General features: G+C 44.5%; 16 protein-coding genes. 7 read left to right on the top strand and 9 right to left on the bottom strand.

The genetic code is table 11. The annotated features are described in order from the left end of the window. Nucleotides 1-3 precede the first annotated feature (3 nt). From rimK to ACMCM8_RS17390, 3 genes are all read right to left on the bottom strand, one after another. Complete coding sequence (gene rimK / locus ACMCM8_RS17400) at nt 4-912, bottom strand: 30S ribosomal protein S6--L-glutamate ligase (protein WP_412723939.1); 909 nt, start codon at nt 910-912, stop codon at nt 4-6. 108 nt (nt 913-1,020) lie between these two features. Then, a complete protein-coding gene (locus ACMCM8_RS17395; protein WP_412723937.1) occupies nt 1,021-2,145 on the bottom strand; it encodes a DUF21 domain-containing protein in 1,125 nt (374 codons plus the stop codon). 30 nt (nt 2,146-2,175) lie between these two features. Further along, entirely contained in the window at nt 2,176-3,516 is a 1,341-nt protein-coding gene (locus ACMCM8_RS17390; RefSeq protein WP_412723935.1) for a magnesium transporter, read from the bottom strand. A gap of 253 nt (nt 3,517-3,769) precedes the next feature. Between ACMCM8_RS17390 and ACMCM8_RS17385 the strand changes: the two genes are divergently transcribed. The 5 genes from ACMCM8_RS17385 (at nt 3,770) to ACMCM8_RS17365 (ending at nt 7,345) form a co-directional block, all read left to right on the top strand. Further along, nucleotides 3,770-4,054 carry a hypothetical protein gene (locus tag ACMCM8_RS17385; protein WP_412723933.1) on the top strand — a complete coding sequence of 95 codons (285 nt, stop codon included), beginning with the start codon at nt 3,770-3,772 and terminating at the stop codon, nt 4,052-4,054. After that, on the top strand, nt 4,044-4,904 hold the full coding sequence (locus ACMCM8_RS17380; RefSeq protein ID WP_412723931.1) for a mechanosensitive ion channel family protein: 861 nt from the start codon (nt 4,044-4,046) through the stop codon (nt 4,902-4,904). Before ACMCM8_RS17385 ends, ACMCM8_RS17380 begins: the two co-directional genes overlap by 11 nt. Before the next feature lie 8 nt (nt 4,905-4,912). Beyond that, nucleotides 4,913-5,500, top strand: coding sequence for a sigma-70 family RNA polymerase sigma factor (locus tag ACMCM8_RS17375; protein WP_412723929.1), 588 nt, complete (start codon nt 4,913-4,915; stop codon nt 5,498-5,500). 110 nt (nt 5,501-5,610) lie between these two features. After that, nucleotides 5,611-6,429 (top strand): glucosaminidase domain-containing protein, encoded by an 819-nt coding sequence (locus ACMCM8_RS17370; RefSeq protein ID WP_412723927.1) that lies wholly within the window; start codon nt 5,611-5,613, stop codon nt 6,427-6,429. A 52-nt stretch (nt 6,430-6,481) separates the two neighbouring features. Then, nucleotides 6,482-7,345, top strand: a complete 864-nt coding sequence (locus ACMCM8_RS17365; RefSeq protein WP_412723925.1) for a mechanosensitive ion channel family protein — start codon at nt 6,482-6,484, stop codon at nt 7,343-7,345. 1 nt (nt 7,346) lies between these two features. Here ACMCM8_RS17365 and ACMCM8_RS17360 read toward each other — a convergent pair whose 3' ends face one another. Next, on the bottom strand, nt 7,347-8,528 hold the full coding sequence (locus ACMCM8_RS17360; protein ID WP_412723923.1) for an NAD(P)/FAD-dependent oxidoreductase: 1,182 nt from the start codon (nt 8,526-8,528) through the stop codon (nt 7,347-7,349). A gap of 208 nt (nt 8,529-8,736) precedes the next feature. On the opposite strand from ACMCM8_RS17360, the gene ACMCM8_RS17355 reads away from it, so the two are divergent. After that, complete coding sequence (locus tag ACMCM8_RS17355; protein ID WP_412723921.1) at nt 8,737-8,952, top strand: YgaP family membrane protein; 216 nt, start codon at nt 8,737-8,739, stop codon at nt 8,950-8,952. A 23-nt stretch (nt 8,953-8,975) separates the two neighbouring features. Then, a complete protein-coding gene (locus ACMCM8_RS17350; RefSeq protein WP_412723919.1) occupies nt 8,976-10,886 on the top strand; it encodes a putative bifunctional diguanylate cyclase/phosphodiesterase in 1,911 nt (636 codons plus the stop codon). 47 nt (nt 10,887-10,933) lie between these two features. Here ACMCM8_RS17350 and ACMCM8_RS17345 read toward each other — a convergent pair whose 3' ends face one another. The 5 genes from ACMCM8_RS17345 to ACMCM8_RS17325 all read right to left on the bottom strand — a co-directional run bounded on the left by ACMCM8_RS17345 (nt 10,934) and on the right by ACMCM8_RS17325 (nt 16,141). After that, entirely contained in the window at nt 10,934-11,968 is a 1,035-nt protein-coding gene (locus ACMCM8_RS17345; protein ID WP_412723917.1) for an ABC transporter ATP-binding protein, read from the bottom strand. Continuing rightward, nucleotides 11,962-13,488: an ABC transporter permease gene (locus tag ACMCM8_RS17340; protein WP_412723915.1), complete on the bottom strand. Its 1,527-nt coding sequence runs from the start codon at nt 13,486-13,488 to the stop codon at nt 11,962-11,964. Before ACMCM8_RS17340 ends, ACMCM8_RS17345 begins: the two co-directional genes overlap by 7 nt. Further along, on the bottom strand, nt 13,485-14,519 hold the full coding sequence (locus tag ACMCM8_RS17335; RefSeq protein WP_412723913.1) for an extracellular solute-binding protein: 1,035 nt from the start codon (nt 14,517-14,519) through the stop codon (nt 13,485-13,487). Before ACMCM8_RS17335 ends, ACMCM8_RS17340 begins: the two co-directional genes overlap by 4 nt. Nucleotides 14,520-14,528: 9 nt before the next feature. Then, nucleotides 14,529-15,338: a hypothetical protein gene (locus ACMCM8_RS17330; protein WP_412723911.1), complete on the bottom strand. Its 810-nt coding sequence runs from the start codon at nt 15,336-15,338 to the stop codon at nt 14,529-14,531. A 329-nt stretch (nt 15,339-15,667) separates the two neighbouring features. Next, on the bottom strand, nt 15,668-16,141 hold the full coding sequence (locus tag ACMCM8_RS17325) for a peroxiredoxin (protein ID WP_412723909.1): 474 nt from the start codon (nt 16,139-16,141) through the stop codon (nt 15,668-15,670). Nucleotides 16,142-16,143: the final 2 nt, after the last annotated feature.

Below are 16,143 nucleotides of genomic sequence, written 5' to 3'. Positions count from 1 at the left end.
TAATTAGCCCTGCCCGCGGGTTTTAGTATTGTGAGGCTTAGACTTAGTATTTTCGATAAACTCAATGATCATATCCGCAACATCTTTATTCGTTGCATTTTCAATGCCTTCCAAACCCGGCGATGAGTTTACTTCCATAACCACAGGGCCATGACTTGAACGAAGTAAGTCAACACCACACACATTTAAGCCCATTGCTTTCGCCGCCGCGATGGCAGTTGTACGCTCAACTGACGTTAGGCGAATAAGGCTTGCACTACCACCGCGGTGCAAATTAGAACGGAATTCACCAGGTGCCCCTTGGCGTTTCATGGCCGCAACCACTTTGCCGCCAACAACGAAACAACGAATATCCGCACCACCCGCTTCTTTGATAAATTCTTGCACCAAAATGTTGGCCTTAATACCCATAAAGGCTTCAACAATACTTTCTGCGGCTTTATTGGTATCAGCCAAAACCACACCAATACCTTGTGTACCTTCTAGTAGCTTAATCACTACCGGCGCACCACCAACATTGGCGATAAGATCTTTAACGCTGTCTGGACTATGAGCAAAACCTGTACGAGGTAAGCCAATGCCTTTACGAGACAACAATTGCATAGAACGCAGTTTGTCGCGCGAACGGCTAATGGCTACAGATTCGTTAACACTAAATGCCCCCATCATTTCAAATTGACGAACAACAGCTGTACCATAAAATGTAATTGACGCGCCAATTCGTGGAATAATGGCGTCATAATGTGGCAGCGGTTGACCCTTAAATCTTACTGATGGCTTGTTACTGGTAATGTCCATATAGCAATGCAAAGTATCGATAATGTCAACTTCGTGACCACGTGCTTCTGCAGCCTCTTTCAAACGTTTGGTTGAATAAAGACGTTTGTTTCTAGATAAGATGGCTATTTTCATATGTTGCTCCTTAGTGTTTTCTATATAGACGACGTAGAAAATCAAAAAGTCACAAATTTGTTCATTTTTTAGCAAAAAAAATGGCGACCCTTAGGTCGCCATTCAAAATTATGCCTCTTCTGAGGAAGAAGACTCTTTTTTACTCTTTTCATTTTCAGTTGAAGCACTTATTACATTCGACAGTAACGCTTCAGGCATGGCCGAGCTAATACCTTTTAACAATCTACCTAAAATATCAGCACCGGTAATTATGCGTGGGTGTTCACCCCACACCAGTACTACGTCTACATCGATAGTACCATCGTGGTGTGCATCTAATGACTCTTGCGCTTTCAGATGCCAGATTACATCACCTAGGGTAAGGTTCTCATCCCGCACTATTAATGGACGGTGACAAAAATCGTAAATATCGAAAGGCTTGTCTGTGTCAAATAGCGCTGCGCGCAATGCACCATCAGCATCTAATATTAAATGGGGCTGATTTTTTTCATCGGCAAGCACTACCCAGTTGTGACCACTTTGATTTATGCGCTTAAGCAATTCATCAGTACTTTCTCTGACAAACTCTGGAATAATCGGGAAGTCGACTTTTGTCGGCAACTGGATGATAGAATCTGGGTCTAACAACTCCCCTTCCTGCGACACGCGAATATCATCGATGGCCAGGAAGTTCAGTGCACCAATACCTTCCACGTGATCGACTTCAGCTTCTTCCGCTTCTACGTGCTGTTTAAGTACACGGCGAAGATCGCGGTCTCGCATGTATTCTACCCCTTCTTTGCCCAGCCACCCATCTAGAATAAGCGCTGACGGTTTGGCCACCGGATACAGTAAAAACTGATAGAATCGCAGTGCTGGCGCAAGAATAGACGCCATCTTCATTGCATTTCGAGAGAAATACGCCTGAGGCAAGATTTCACCGAAAATGGTAATAAAGCCTGTAGAGAAAATAAACGCACTGGCGCCGACAAGCACAGAGTCTGACAGAAGCGTCAGTAATACGTTTATCCCTACGTTACCCCATAAAATGGTGGTAAGTAGAAAGTTAGAGTCTTGTCTAAGTTTAAGTATCTTTTTCGCTGATTTATGACCATGAGACACTTCCATCTCAAGCTGTAATCGGTTCAACGAGAAAAACGCCAAGTTCAAGCCCGAAAACATGGCTGACTGAGAAATACAAAACAAAATACCCAACCAAATATAAAGCTCTTGTTGGGTTAAAGAAAATTCCATAATTAAATCCTAAATTACAACGTTTAGTTTTTAGACTAGCAATAACGTACCGAGACCGAGGAAAGCAACAAAGCCCACTATATCGGTCACAGTGGTTAAAATTACCGACCCAGACAACGCGGGATCGATTTCAAATTTTTCTAGCAACACAGGAACAAATATTCCCGCCACGGCAGCTGCAATAATGTTAAACAAAATAGCCAATCCGATGACGACGCCCAATAGTGGGTTGGCAAACCAAAGCATTGCCACTGCACCGATCACTACCGCCCAGATAACACCGTTTAAACCACCTACTTTTAACTCTTTTATCAACAGTGCACTTACGTTGGCCGCCGTCACTTGTTTTAGTGCAAGACCACGAATGATAAGTGTAAGGGTTTGGCTTCCAGCGATACCGCCCATACTGGCCACAACGGGCATCAGTACTGCCAACGCCACGACTTCCTGCAAAGTGGCTTCAAACAAGCCGATAAAAGCACTGGCTAAAAAGGCCGTTAATAAGTTAATACCTAACCAGATAGCACGGCTTTGGGCACTTTTGCGCACAGAAGAAAACAAATCCTCGTCTTCATCCATACCTGCACTGGCCATCAATAAGCGTTCGTGTTCTTCAAACGACAACTCTGCCGCAGTCGTCACATCTAAGCGCCCCACTAACTTTAAATTTTCATCCACCACAGGTAACGCACCAAACCCTGACAGCTGTACCATTTTTGCAGCGACTACACAGGATTCTGTATCGCTTATCACTGCCACATCATCTAAGGCAATGTCCACTAACGGAACGTGTTCAGGTAACCCGTGAATTTTGGCAATCTCGACCGCTTCAGAAAACTGGCCAGATCGATTCGTTAGAAAAATAAGATCACAGTGCTTAGGCGTTTCTCGTCGTATTAAACGCAATGCATCGCGCACTTTAGCGTTACTCGGCAAAGAGAGAAATGCGTGAGATGCCCAGTGACCTATTTCTTCCTCATCGTATTCATTAGCTTGAGTAAAGTAGGTTTTCTGTACTTTATCCATGGCTAAGAAAGCTTGTTCCAGCAGTTCACTTGGTAGTGAGTCAGCAAGTTCAAGCAAATCTTCTGCTTCAATATCAATAAACAGTGTGTCCCACAACGCAGGATCCGTTGATTTTATTAACACTTCGCGCGGGTCACTGCGCATTTCAATAAGTACGTCTAGCTTGCGCGAATCAGCTATTGTGTCCCATAGCGCAATACGCTCTTCAATGGGTAGTGACTCAAGTAACAATGCCAACTCTTTTTCATCAGCCTGTGCCAAAGCGGTCGCACTTCCCGCCTGCTCAAGGTGGGCCGGTGAATGTTGAATGACTTCTTCGACTAAGTTCGGCAAGGGTTCTGACATGTCTTACTACTCTATTGATTAATAAACTACGTCCTTTGACGAGAGTAAATTAACGAAAGTCACAATTATTTTATTTTTTTGTGACTTTTTCTGTGTCCCCCTCGTCTAGTTAAGTAATGCAAAAAGTGTAAAGCGAATGCGCAAGATAACATAATGTTGTTAAACGAAAGGCTATCTATCCGCTTACCTTTTTTTCAGTGCATAATACTGTTGCAGTTTTCATTTTATTGATGCTGATTTGTGGAGTAAACACGTGGATCTTGATGAAGAGAAACTCAAACATTTGATGAACAAAAACATCACCGATATAGACGAAGATTCATCGTTAGACAAAGTACTTTCCGATGGTAAAAAAGTTGCCGTTGTAAAAGATGTAGCTGGCGTATTCGTCGGCTGGGTTTGGGTGCTATTTCTGGGTTTCGGAGCCTCGCTTTACTCAGCTAAACGGCAATATGATAAGCACCATGCAGCAAAAAAAACTGCAACAAAAAAGACAAATACAATGAATGAAGATAAGGAGGATCAGCGTGGATCTTAATATTTGGGCGCAATCATTTAGCAATGCTCTCACCCGCTTTTGGACAGAGGTAGCAGGCTTTTTACCCAATCTTATTGCCACCGTAGTGGTTGTATTTATTGGCCTTTTCATTTCAAAGATGATCACAAATTGGGTAGCCAAATTAATTGAAAAGCTCGGTTTTAACACCTTGTGTGAAAAGCTTGGTATTCACAGTGTGATTAGCACATTAGGATTCAAAGCTAACGCGGCGGATATTGTCGGGAAATTACTTCATCTCTTTTTCATACTGATCATCCTGGTTGCCGCGGCGGAAACCCTGGGGTTAGAACGCTTCTCTGCCATACTCGATGAGTTCATCTTGTATTTGCCTAAATTATTTGGCGCCTTGTTGATTACGCTAATTGGCCTGTTTATAGCGAAAAACGGTAAAACACAGCTTGAAACGTCGCTCGAAAATATGGGTATTGAATACGGCGCTGCAGCGGGTCGTGTACTTCAATTAATGGTGTTGTTTATCACATTTTCATTAGTGATCGGCCAACTGGAACTAGAAACTGAGCTACTTAATACTATATTTACTGTGATGATAGCGAGCTTGGGGATCGCCTTGGCACTGGCGTTAGGTTTGGGTACACAATCGGTAGCCAACAGCATCGTTTCTGGCATATACGCCAGAGAGCAGCTGCTACCCGGTGATGAAGTTGAGTTTGAAGGATTCGTGGGCAATGTGGTGTCAGTGAGTACTGTTAATACTATTCTAGAAAATAAAGAAGGCAAACGGTTGAGTATTCCAAATCAGGATTTACTGACAAACAAATTTGTGACCACAAAATTAAGTAATAAGAAAAAAACAGTAACTAAAACATGAGGTAAGGCATGAACGATCTAGAGAACGAAAATATTCGTCTCTCTGATCGGCTGTCGCAACTCAGTGATGACGAATTAGTGCGTATTGCGAAATTGCAACTCCCTTATGTGACTACAGCATATGAGGCGATTTTTCATCGGTACCACCAAAAGTTGTTGCAGGTATGCTTCCGTTATTTGAAATCAGCCGAAGAAGCAGAAGAGACGGTAAGCGATACGCTTTTGATTGTATTTAATAAGCTTAACCAGTTTGAAGAGCGGGCAAGCTTTAAAACTTGGTTATATAGAATTGCGCACAATCAAGCGCTTACTCGCTTAAGGAAAAAGCAGGCCGAGTATGTTGAGCTGGATGAAGCCCTATCTGAAATTGATCACGATAGTGCTAAAGGTGTTGAAGGACATAACACTGAACAACAACAGCTCAACAAACTGTTGGATATGTTAACCATTGAAGAGCGCTCCATTGTGGTCTTTCGTATGACAGGCAACTTGGAATTTGCAGAAATTTCACAAGTACTAGACTTAAAACTTAGCGCAGTGAAAATGCGGTATAAACGCACCTTAGAAAAAATGGCAGCAGCAGCTAAGCACATATAGTACGGCCCGATTTCGGTGTATCAGGCAGGCATTGCCCCCCTTCGAGCAATGTTACAAAAGCCCTTGTGGTTTAAAACCTGATACACCGTTTTATCAGAGGAGTAGTAATAATGAGTAAAACAACACTGCCTTACATTCTTGGTTTGATTACCTTCATATCGGTAATTTTGCTTTCGCATGAATATTTAAAGAATGGACTTAGTAGCGGCTTACCTGTTATTGACAACAGACCCGCTAATACGTTGCACTCACTTCCTGATTTATCTCACATACTCGATGTTAAAGAAAAAAAGGAAGCATTTTTCTCTACCCTATACCCCATAATTGAAGAAGAAAACAAGCACCTGCTTTCACAACGTCAGACATTACTCACGTTGCGCCAACAGCCTTTTTTAAGTCGTATAGAGCAACGCTGGCTGTCCAAAGCAATCACATACTATGACGTGGACCCCGAACTTCCTCTACAGGAGAAATTTACGCGATTGTTGCGCAGAGTAGACTATATCCCGCCTTCATTAGTGCTTACCCAAGCGGCAATAGAGTCTGGCTGGGGAAGCGCTCGCTTTTCCAAAAAAGGCAATAATCTATTCGGGCAATGGTGTTTCTCTAAAGGTTGTGGCATGGTTCCCAGTGGCCGAGAAACGGGTAAGCAACATGAAGTCGCGCGCTTTGCGACGGTCAATGCCTCAGTACGCTCCTATTTAAAAAATCTCAACACTCACTTTGCGTATGCGGATTTAAGAACACTACGAGCCAATTTGCGAGAGGCAAATCATCCGGTTACGGGCTTGGCACTTGCCAGTACGTTATTGCGTTACTCTGAAGAAGGCCCTTTATATGTTAAAAAGGTGTCTGATTTTATCCAGTATAATGAGCTGACACGCTTTAACTCTCAGTTTGACAAGAGCTTACTTCTAGCGAGTAATTAAGCCCACAGTTTCAAACGCGAGAATAAAAACCAAGTAGTAATAGGCCCTGTTAATGGAAAATCTGCTCACACTGTTTAACAAACCTGTCTTTGAGTTTATGTCACAAGTGGTCACACTTGGCATGCTAGTTATGATTCCTATCATGCTAGTGATATCTGTCTGGCTGCTTAAACTTATCTCCAAAATCATACCCAAACTGCTAATTAAAAATGGCGTCACTCCCGATGCGGTACACTTGGTTAACCGTGTCGTTCAGATATTAGTGCTGGTCATGTTGGTTATTACCACCCTCGACCTGTTAAACGTGCCATTAACTGCTTTTGCATTTGTGTCAGGCGCAGTAGCAATTGGTGTGGGCTTTGGCGCGCAAAACATCATTAATAATTTTATTAGCGGTTGGATCTTGATGTGGGAGCGCCCTATCCGCATTGGTGATACGTTAGAAGTCGATGATACACGAGGCAGAGTGGAAGCAATTAATACGCGTTCAACCCGTATACGACGGGTTGACGGTGTCCACATGTTAGTCCCTAACAGTAAGCTTCTGGAAAATACTGTAATCAACTGGAATCTGGTAAATACCGAAACCAGAACCTCTGTAAAAGTTGGTGTTGCCTACGGCTCACCGGTTCGCACGGTAGAGAAACTAATATACGAAGCCGTAGATAAGCTAGAGGGCGTCTTGCCTTTTCCTGAGCCCGTGGTCATGTTCGATGACTTTGGGGACAATGCGCTGCTGTTCGAAGTGTACTATTGGATGAATGCCAGTTCGGAAATGGAGCGTAGAAAGTCACGCAGTGATTGTCGTTTCTTAATCTCTAGTGCCTTTGAAGAAGCGGGTATAGTCATCGCCTTTCCACAAAGAGATGTGCACATTGATGGTACGCTTACGCTTGCCAATAAGGGGGAGGGGTGAATTACACCACCTGCCCTGCGGCCCACCCACTACTCCAAGCCCACTGGAAGTTAAAGCCACCCAGCCAACCGGTGACATCCACCACTTCACCAATAAAATAAAGGCCTTCTACGTTTTTTGCCATCATGGTTTTTGAAGACAATTCATTGGTATCTACACCGCCTATGGTAACTTCTGCCGTTCTGTATCCTTCTGTACCGTTAGGTTTAACTTGCCAATTTTCAAGTACATTAGCGAGGGCTTCACATTCACTGTGAGAAAGCTGTTTTATGGGTACATTTCGCCATCCCTGATACTCGATAAAACATTGCACCATGCGCTTGGGAAACACCTTAGTTAAACACGTTGCCAACAACACATCGGGGGTTTCACTACGCGCACTATTAATAAAGCTCAGCGCATCTTCATTGGGTAACATATTGATACTGAGAGTATCACCGGCTTCCCAATAGCTGGAAATTTGCAGCATGGCTGGCCCACTTAACCCGCGATGCGTAAAGAGCATCGCCTCTTTAAACGTGGTGTCGTTGCAGCTCGCGTAAACATCTACCGCAATGCCGCTAAGCTCAGCCAAGGCTTCTTTGTCTTTGTCGTGCAGGGTAAACGGCACGAGCGCCGCCCTAGTAGCTAGAACGTTGAGCCCAAATTGCTGGGCAATTTTGTAACCAAATGGTGTCGCCCCCAGCTTTGGCATGCTTAAGCCTCCGGTAGCAATAACCAGAGATTCACACTCATAGTCGCCATTAGAAGTTGAAAGTGAGTACCCACTTTCTATTTTCTCTACCTTTAAAATTTCACAGCGAGTGGTAATAGTGACACCGGCTTTATTACATTCATTCAGCAATAAATCGACGATGTCTTTCGCACTGTCATCGCAAAAGAGCTGACCTAAGGTTTTTTCGTGATAGGCAATACCATGTTCAGCAACTAGGCTTATAAAATCCCACTGAGTGTAACGACTTAGGGCTGACTTACAGAAATGAGGGTTGTCGCAAAGAAAGTTCTCTGGCGATGTATACATGTTAGTAAAGTTACAGCGCCCGCCACCTGACATCAGTATTTTACGGCCGACTTTTTTAGCGTGATCCAATACCTCTACATCTCTATCGCGAGCGCCAGCTTGTGCGGCACAAAAAAGTCCGGCAGCACCTGCACCAATTATAATAACGTCTCGCCTGATCACTGTTTGTCCGCCTCGAAAAAATCGGTATGGTAAGTCAATTCACACTAAAATTTAAGGCTGGGAATTATACGCATTCCCCCTTTCTACACAACGCTTCTATGTAACAAAGTGCTGCATACAAGGTAACGTTGGAGCCGAAAGTATACTTCACCCAATTCAAAAACAACGCTAAACTTTAATGACAAATAAAATTATCGAATAAATAACAATGGCCATTAAATCAAACTTGTGTCTTTTAGATCGATTAGTCCGTGGTGGGATTGGTATCGGCGTCACTGGATTCGCCCTGTTTAATGGCGACATGATAGACGACGTATTTATCGAAATACTGTTAGGCATATTCGGAGGACTTAACCTCATATCTCTCGCTTTTGGGTGGTGTCCCGTCTATCAGGTTGCTGGGATCAGTACTAGGCAAGATTAACCGCATTAAAAGGTTCTTATTGAGTGCAATCGCCCACCATATTACCCCGTGATACCACAATACGATTTAGGCTGATATTCGCTTGTTTGTCAGTGTCATTACTGGTTTCCGCAATATATGTAACGGTTTCTTATCGACTGTCATCTGACATTATTTTTAAAGCTGAATTTAAAAATTTGGCGCATACCACTGCACTTGTAGACAAAGTACTACTACAAAACACATCGCATACTAACGGTGCAAATAGTGAGTTTATTCGCCATTTGTTAAACACTGAACCGAATGTTCCATCAGTGCTACAAGTTAACACTCAGAATTATTCTAGTGTTGTTTCTCATCTTCTGAATGATGAAGAGAGCCTGCAGTTATTAAATTTAGTTCATGAACAGGTACCCCCCGAGGATCAATCCGAGCAAATCGTCACGCTTAATAGCAAGAGTTACATTTGGTTTATAGATACCAGTGGGTCAGCGACGATTACCTATGTAAAAGAAATGACCTTACTTAATGCCACGTTCCGGCTCCTAGCAAAACGCTTTCTCATCACCTCAATCATTGTATTTTGGATTGCTGTTTGGCTTGCGCTCACCTTGTCATCCATTATTGCTAAACGCGCTGACGACGTAAACGCAGCATTAACAGAGCTAGCTACTCATGATCCATTAACAGGCTTGCCTAACCGACTCTATTTAAATCAGAAAATTGCAAACTTATCAGGCAACGAAAAGGACAGCGATAAAATAAGTGAAGCCAGTCTTCTGGTCATTGACCTAGATAAATTCAAAGCCGTTAATGACTCGTTTGGCCACAGCACAGGAGATAAGTTACTAGTCGCGGTTACTGAACGCATCCTCACCGTTGTTAAAGCCCCATGTGAATTGATTAGACTTGGAGGCGACGAATTTGTTGTTTGGGCACCCGAAATGGGTCTTGTACAAGGCAAGCAACTCGCCAAAGATATCATTGCGGTATGCGATACCACCATACTTCTTAATGGTCTTGAAATTAACACAGGTACAAGCGTAGGAGTTGCCCATTACCCTACACATACTGATAACACAGAAATCCTAATGTCCTGCGCTGATAATGCGATGTATAACGCCAAGAAGCAACGCAATGGATGGCAGGTATATGAAAAGAAAAGCGAGTTAAATCACCAACGCGATATCATGCTAAAAGCTGATTTAAATGGCGCAATGCTAAATCGGGAATTAGTTTTGCACTTTCAGCCAAAAGTCGATATGAGGACAGGGGAGATAGTCGGGGTAGAGGCACTGTGCCGGTGGCAGCACCCTCAACTTGGACTACTTATGCCCGCTGAGTTTATCGATTTAATAGAACACAGTGGTAAAGTGCAGGATTTCGGTCGTTACATCATAGAACAGGCAATCATACATGCTTCAAATTGGCGTCTGGAGGGTGTTAGTACTCCCATAGCACTCAACCTTTCACCTTATAATTTGCTCGATCCCAAACTGGCCTCGTTCATTACACAAACGTTAAATGAACATCATTTACCTGCGAACTTTATTCAAATAGAGCTCACTGAAAATGAAACTTGTTTAAATATCATGCATATCCAGTCAGGCATCGATAAGATTCGTCAAATTGGTATAGAGATAGCTATCGATGATTTTGGTACAGGCATGAGCTCTTTGGCATATTTAGATAACCTCAAAGCCAATACCATTAAAATTGATAAAACCTTTATTTCTGATCTGGTTGCCAATAAGCAACATAGGGCAATTGTGTCTTCGGCGGTATCATTGGCAAAGTCGTTTGGTTGTAACATCGTTGCAGAAGGGGTCGAAACTAAGGGCCAAGCCGAGCTTCTTATCTCATTAGGGTGTTATGTTGCCCAAGGCTACTATTACGCAAAACCCATGACTGAAGATGCGATAAAACACTTAATTAACGAGGGAGTTTCTGTTTAATCTCGTCAATTTCCCCTGATCACAACCTTTAACGCCTGGTCCATCGCCTAGTTTGGCTTAACAAACACGGCCAGTGGATGGGTGGTAATTAATTCAACGTGCGCCCGCGACCCTGGTTTAATGGCATTCTCATGACTTACGCGTACTTTTAATTCATCCCCGTTGTCCAGCGCCACGGCATACAATCGGCTCTCGCCTTCGTAGCGCACCCATTCAACGGTACAATTAAGATTACTGTGCGAAGTGGTTAAGCTTAAGTCGTCTGGACGCACCAATAGATCAACTTCGCCACAAGCCCCTTGTATGGGCGTACCGGGGACTTGACCTATATCGGTAATAACAGTGTTATTTATGTTGACTTTGGAGTTGTCAAACTGTGCACTGAGAAAGCTAGCCTCTCCCAGAAACCGAGCGACAAAGCGACTCGCAGGTGTAGAATAACACGCTTCCGGGGTGGCTAATTGTTCCAAAACGCCCTTGTTTAATATTCCTACTCTATCCCCCACACTTAGCGCTTCTTCTTGATCGTGGGTAACCCAAATAGCAGGCACGCCAGCCTTTTTAAGTGCGTCGCGAATCTCCCAGCGAAGGCTGTCTTTGAGGGCTGCGTCAAGGTTCGACAAGGGCTCATCAAGTAAGACAAACGCGGGCTCATGAGCCAAAGTACGCGCTAACGCCACGCGCTGTTTCTGCCCTCCCGATAAACGCGCAGGTTTTGCGTCGCGTAAGGTATCAAGTCCCAGAAGATGTAACCAATGATCGGCAAGCTTCGTGTCTTTTAATCTAAAACACACATTTTGCTGTACCGTTAGGTGGGGAAATAACGCGAAGTCCTGAAACACCATACCTACATTGCGCTTTTCTGGTGGTACGTGTTTTGAAGAAGTACTTTCCCAATTCCCTAAGCGCATCGAACCTTCAGAAATAGGAATAAGTCCTGCGAGGGCCTGCAGTATGGTGGTTTTACCACAACCAGTAGGCCCCACTAACATAAGGATTTCATCTTGACCTAATTCTAGGTTTAACTTGTCGACAACACGGGTAGTCCCATAATTCACTGACAAATTATTCACACTTAGCATGGGGTACGATCATCCTCGTTTACGGTAAATTGAGCTTTGCGTTCTCCTGACAGCATGAGTATAAGGCCCACGCCCGAGAGTAAAACCAGTAACAAACCAGGTACAGCTGCACGGCCAAAATAACCCGCTTCATACACACGCCACATATAGGTTGCTAAGGTTTCAAAACCTGTTGGTCCTAACATGAGTGTAGCGGGTAATTCGCGCATGGCTTCCAGAAACACCAGTGCTGCACCGGCTATCATACCACGAAGCGTAAGTGGCAGCGTAATTCGCATAAATGCTTCACGGGGGCTTGCGCCTAATACCCGAGCGGCCTTTACCAGCCCAGAGTCGATATTCTCTGCAGTGCTACGCACACTACCCACTGCCAGAGGAAGAAACCTCAAAACATAGGCCATCACCAACAAGCTCAAAGTTTGATACAACGCAGGTAATTGCAAACCGACATACACCAAAGCGGTACCCATCACGATACCGGGTACACCAAAGCCAAAATAGGTTATGCGTTCCATAAAACGCCCTGCTTTCCCCGCTATTGCTGCATTAGCCACAGGAATGGCAAGTAGTACCGCAACAATGGCGGCAATAAACGACGCATGCGCCGAGTTCCACGCATAGCTAAGATCAAATTCACCGGCACCTTCGCGTACCAGCCATAAGGTAAATATGGCTAACGGCAATACAATTGCCATGAATACCACGGGTAAGGTTGCCAACAACATAAGATTGCGTTGCCACCGCGCCGGGAAAAGCGACAAATGTTTGCCTGGGCGCTCTGTTGCACCGCTAATTCGGCTTTCGATAAATAAGATGAGGCAAACAATAACCATTAACTGCAAACTGAGCATCGCCGCCTGACTCAGACCAAAAGCGTTGTACTCAACAAAGATAACACGGGTAAAGGTATCCAACCCCATTATTGCGGGAGTACCAAAATCAGATAGTGCGTACAACGCGGCTAAAAGCGCACCTGCTGCCACACTGTTCACCACACGAGGCAGTACTACCCGCCATAAACTCGCAGCAAGCGACAACCCCAAAGTACGCGCAGCGTTAACCAAACTGGCGTCTAAGCTCAGTAGAGTGGAGCGGGTGGTCATCATCACGAAGGGGTAAGTATACAAACTCATGACAAGGGCTGAGCCCCATAATCCGTTAATGGGCGGTGTTGTGATACCCAGCACATTTTCAATCTCACCACCTTGTCCAAAGGAAAAATACATGGCGAAGGCGCCGATATAACTGGGCAGCGCGAGCGGTGCGGCCAAAATAATAAGCCAAAACCGCTTAAACGGCATGTGCACATAAGCAGTGAGAAACGCTAACGGCACCCCGATGAGTACCGAACCAATAATGGTAAGTACAACTAGCAATAACGTATTACCGAGTACGCGAAGATTATGAGTATCGAAAAGTTGCGCATTATCTTGGGCTAAAGAAAATAAAACGCCGACGGGCAATAAAGCCATCAGCGCAATAAGTAATGCCAGTGGGTACGACTTTGGCCAATGTGTCACAGTATGCCAACATCCCTCATCAAATTAAGAGTAGGGCGTAAATCCGCCAGTTTGCGAAGGTCCATTTCTGGTGGAGACAACGTAGTTAAGCTCGCTAATCCTTCAGGAGGCGGTACATCTTGTACTAGTGGAATTTCATATGCCTCGCGGGCCAAGTAACTTTGTACTTCATGAGACAATAAGTAACGTATGAAGTTAACCGGCAATTCCCCGTCACTTAACGCAACAATACCTGATGCGTTTACTAAGCAACCCGCATCATTTTTGGTGTACGCAAGGTCGACCGTAGCATCAGGCTTACCCGATTTTAAACGCAGCGTGTAATAGTGATTGGCAAAACCAATATCCACCTCACCCCGTTCTACCCCCATCACTACACCTAATTCACCAGCGTATTTCTTGGCGTGTTTGTTGACACCTTTAAGCCACGCTTTAGTCGCCTTATCCCCCTCTAACAGGCGCATCGCAGTCACAAACGACTGAAAAGAAGAATACGCAGGTGCCCAACCAATTTTTAAATCACTGTCTGCTAAGGCCATCACGCTGTCTGGGATTTGCTCAGGCTTTACCCGCGTAGTGTTGTAGGGCAAGGTGCGAATTCGTCCCGTAACAGGTGACCAACTCGGGTATTGAAACCCTTCTTTTAGCTGAGCAGTCAGTTCTGTGGGCAAAGGTTTTGCAGCTCCCGCATCCGTCACCAATCCAATTGAACCGGTATCCACTGCCCAAAACAGATCAGCCCGTTTAACCCCAGCGTTATTTTCCGCCACAATAGTATTGGCTAAAGCAGCGGAGCCACCTCGGCGAATTTTAAGGTTTAATTTTGGATTGCGCTTTTCAATCGCTTTGAGAACATTCTCATACAGGCCACCTTCGCCGCGCCCCAAATACAGGGTCAGATCGCCTTCCAGCTTGGGTAGCGACTCAACTGACACACTGTTTGATGGAGTCATTGCAAACAGGTTACCTACTGGCAAACTGCCCAGTGCACCCGCTGCCGCTAAGCCTTGTAAGAATGTTCTTCGTTGCATAAACCTTCCTTAAAATACGTCTTTACGCCCTTTCTCAGCTTCTACCAGTAGTGTGCGTGCGCGATCGAGCTTTGCCTGCATGGCTTCTACCACTTTGCGTACATTGTCTACGCCTTTGTCACTGGCAATAGCTTGTGGCAACGTAACGTTGAAGTCTTTTTCCAGATCTTCGACTAACGCGGCATCTTGAGCGATAAGGTCACCTTCTACGCCTTCAAAGCGCTGAAGGTAGGTGTCATGGACTAAAGTCGTCGCCACTTCATGTAATTGTTCTGCCGATTTCGCCACTACGCGATCGAGACGTGTTTTAATATCATCGATAACTTCAGGTCCGGTAGTTGGTTCTTTTTCAGTGGTTGTCACTTTAGCCACCAACCCCTTCTTCTGATATTGGGACGCAAGTTTAACTGCGCCTAACGCCTGCCACAAGGCATGATTTAGCTTCTCTTGTTCAGCGCGTACAACAGCCACAGGTTTACCTTCATCAATGGCAACTTTTACACCATAGATACCCTGCCAAATTGTGGCGTAAATGGGTACGTATTGGGTTTCTATCGCTGAATGGAAATCCACTTCTTCCCAAAACTCAATAAGGGCATCGGTTTTAAGCGATTTGTCTTTTGCTTCATAGGCATCAACAACACTGCCGAACTTACTTTCAAGCCAGTGAACCTCTTCGGTATACTCGCCAATGTGTGCATGCAAGTTATTCACATGATCGCCTATTGCGCCGTTGGCGAGCACCGCGGTAGAGGCCAGAGAAAACGTCATCGCAGAAGCCGCTACCCAGGCACCCATTTTTTTCAGTGTTGTTGTCATATTCATTCCTAAAGCGTTGTGTCTTTTCCCGCAAATGATACTTATTATCATTAAGCAAGTAAAGGTAACTGAACGAGCCTTAATGTTGTATACCTCAACATTGTAACCCTTTAACTATACGTAACTAGGACATACTCAGTTGGCTTTAACTGACATCCCGTAACGCAAGCGCATTGATAATTAACGACTTTATTGTAGCATTCAGATCATACCTAGATTACATTTTAATGAAAATGCCCCCTAAGTATATGTATGTGATGTAATACAAAAAAGCCCGTAGCCGAGGCTACGGGCTTAAACAGTAATTTGCTGTTTAGTTGAATCCGACGTTACAGGCTATCAAGCATGCTTTGCGCGTCGCTCACTTCAAAGCGACCGGGATCTTCAACATTCAACTTTTTCACTACGCCGTCTTCTATTAGCATTGAGTAGCGAAGAGAACGCAACCCACCAAAATTACTGGTGTTCATATCAAGACCAACTTGTTTAGTAAAAAAGCCATTGCCATCGGCTAACATGATTATTTCTTCTGCATTGTTTGCTTTACCCCATGCATCCATGACGAAAGCGTCATTTACTGCCAAACAAATAATGCTATCAATACCTTTTGCCTTGATCTTGTCTGCAAGTGCCACGTAACCCGGTAAATGGGCATGTGAACAGGTTGGCGTGAACGCCCCTGGTACTGCAAACAACACAACGCGCTTGTCCGAGAAAAGTTCATTAGTGCCTGGGTTTGTCACTTCGCCATTGACTAAAAGACCGAAATCCACCTCGGGCAAGGTGCTACCAACTTGTATCATGT

It is taken from the genome of Alteromonas sp. D210916BOD_24 (assembly GCF_047159385.1).
Lineage (GTDB): Bacteria > Pseudomonadota > Gammaproteobacteria > Enterobacterales > Alteromonadaceae > Alteromonas.
Note: the sequence above shows the minus strand (reverse complement) of the source record. Positions and strands in the feature narration are given on the sequence as shown.

Bases quoted from the DNA above. Each gene is read 5' to 3' on its own strand.
- ACMCM8_RS17395 (WP_412723937.1), bottom strand. From the start codon at position 2,145: ATGGAATTTTCTTTAACCCAACAAGAGCTTTATATTTGGTTGGGTATT.
- rimK (WP_412723939.1), bottom strand. From the start codon at position 912: ATGAAAATAGCCATCTTATCTAGAAACAAACGTCTTTATTCAACCAAA.
- ACMCM8_RS17375 (WP_412723929.1), top strand. From the start codon at position 4,913: ATGAACGATCTAGAGAACGAAAATATTCGTCTCTCTGATCGGCTGTCG.
- ACMCM8_RS17365 (WP_412723925.1), top strand. From the start codon at position 6,482: ATGGAAAATCTGCTCACACTGTTTAACAAACCTGTCTTTGAGTTTATG.
- ACMCM8_RS17325 (WP_412723909.1), bottom strand. From the start codon at position 16,141: ATGATACAAGTTGGTAGCACCTTGCCCGAGGTGGATTTCGGTCTTTTA.
- ACMCM8_RS17355 (WP_412723921.1), top strand. From the start codon at position 8,737: ATGGCCATTAAATCAAACTTGTGTCTTTTAGATCGATTAGTCCGTGGT.
- ACMCM8_RS17330 (WP_412723911.1), bottom strand. From the start codon at position 15,338: ATGACAACAACACTGAAAAAAATGGGTGCCTGGGTAGCGGCTTCTGCG.
- ACMCM8_RS17345 (WP_412723917.1), bottom strand. From the start codon at position 11,968: ATGCTAAGTGTGAATAATTTGTCAGTGAATTATGGGACTACCCGTGTT.
- ACMCM8_RS17390 (WP_412723935.1), bottom strand. From the start codon at position 3,516: ATGTCAGAACCCTTGCCGAACTTAGTCGAAGAAGTCATTCAACATTCA.
- ACMCM8_RS17335 (WP_412723913.1), bottom strand. From the start codon at position 14,519: ATGCAACGAAGAACATTCTTACAAGGCTTAGCGGCAGCGGGTGCACTG.
- ACMCM8_RS17370 (WP_412723927.1), top strand. From the start codon at position 5,611: ATGAGTAAAACAACACTGCCTTACATTCTTGGTTTGATTACCTTCATA.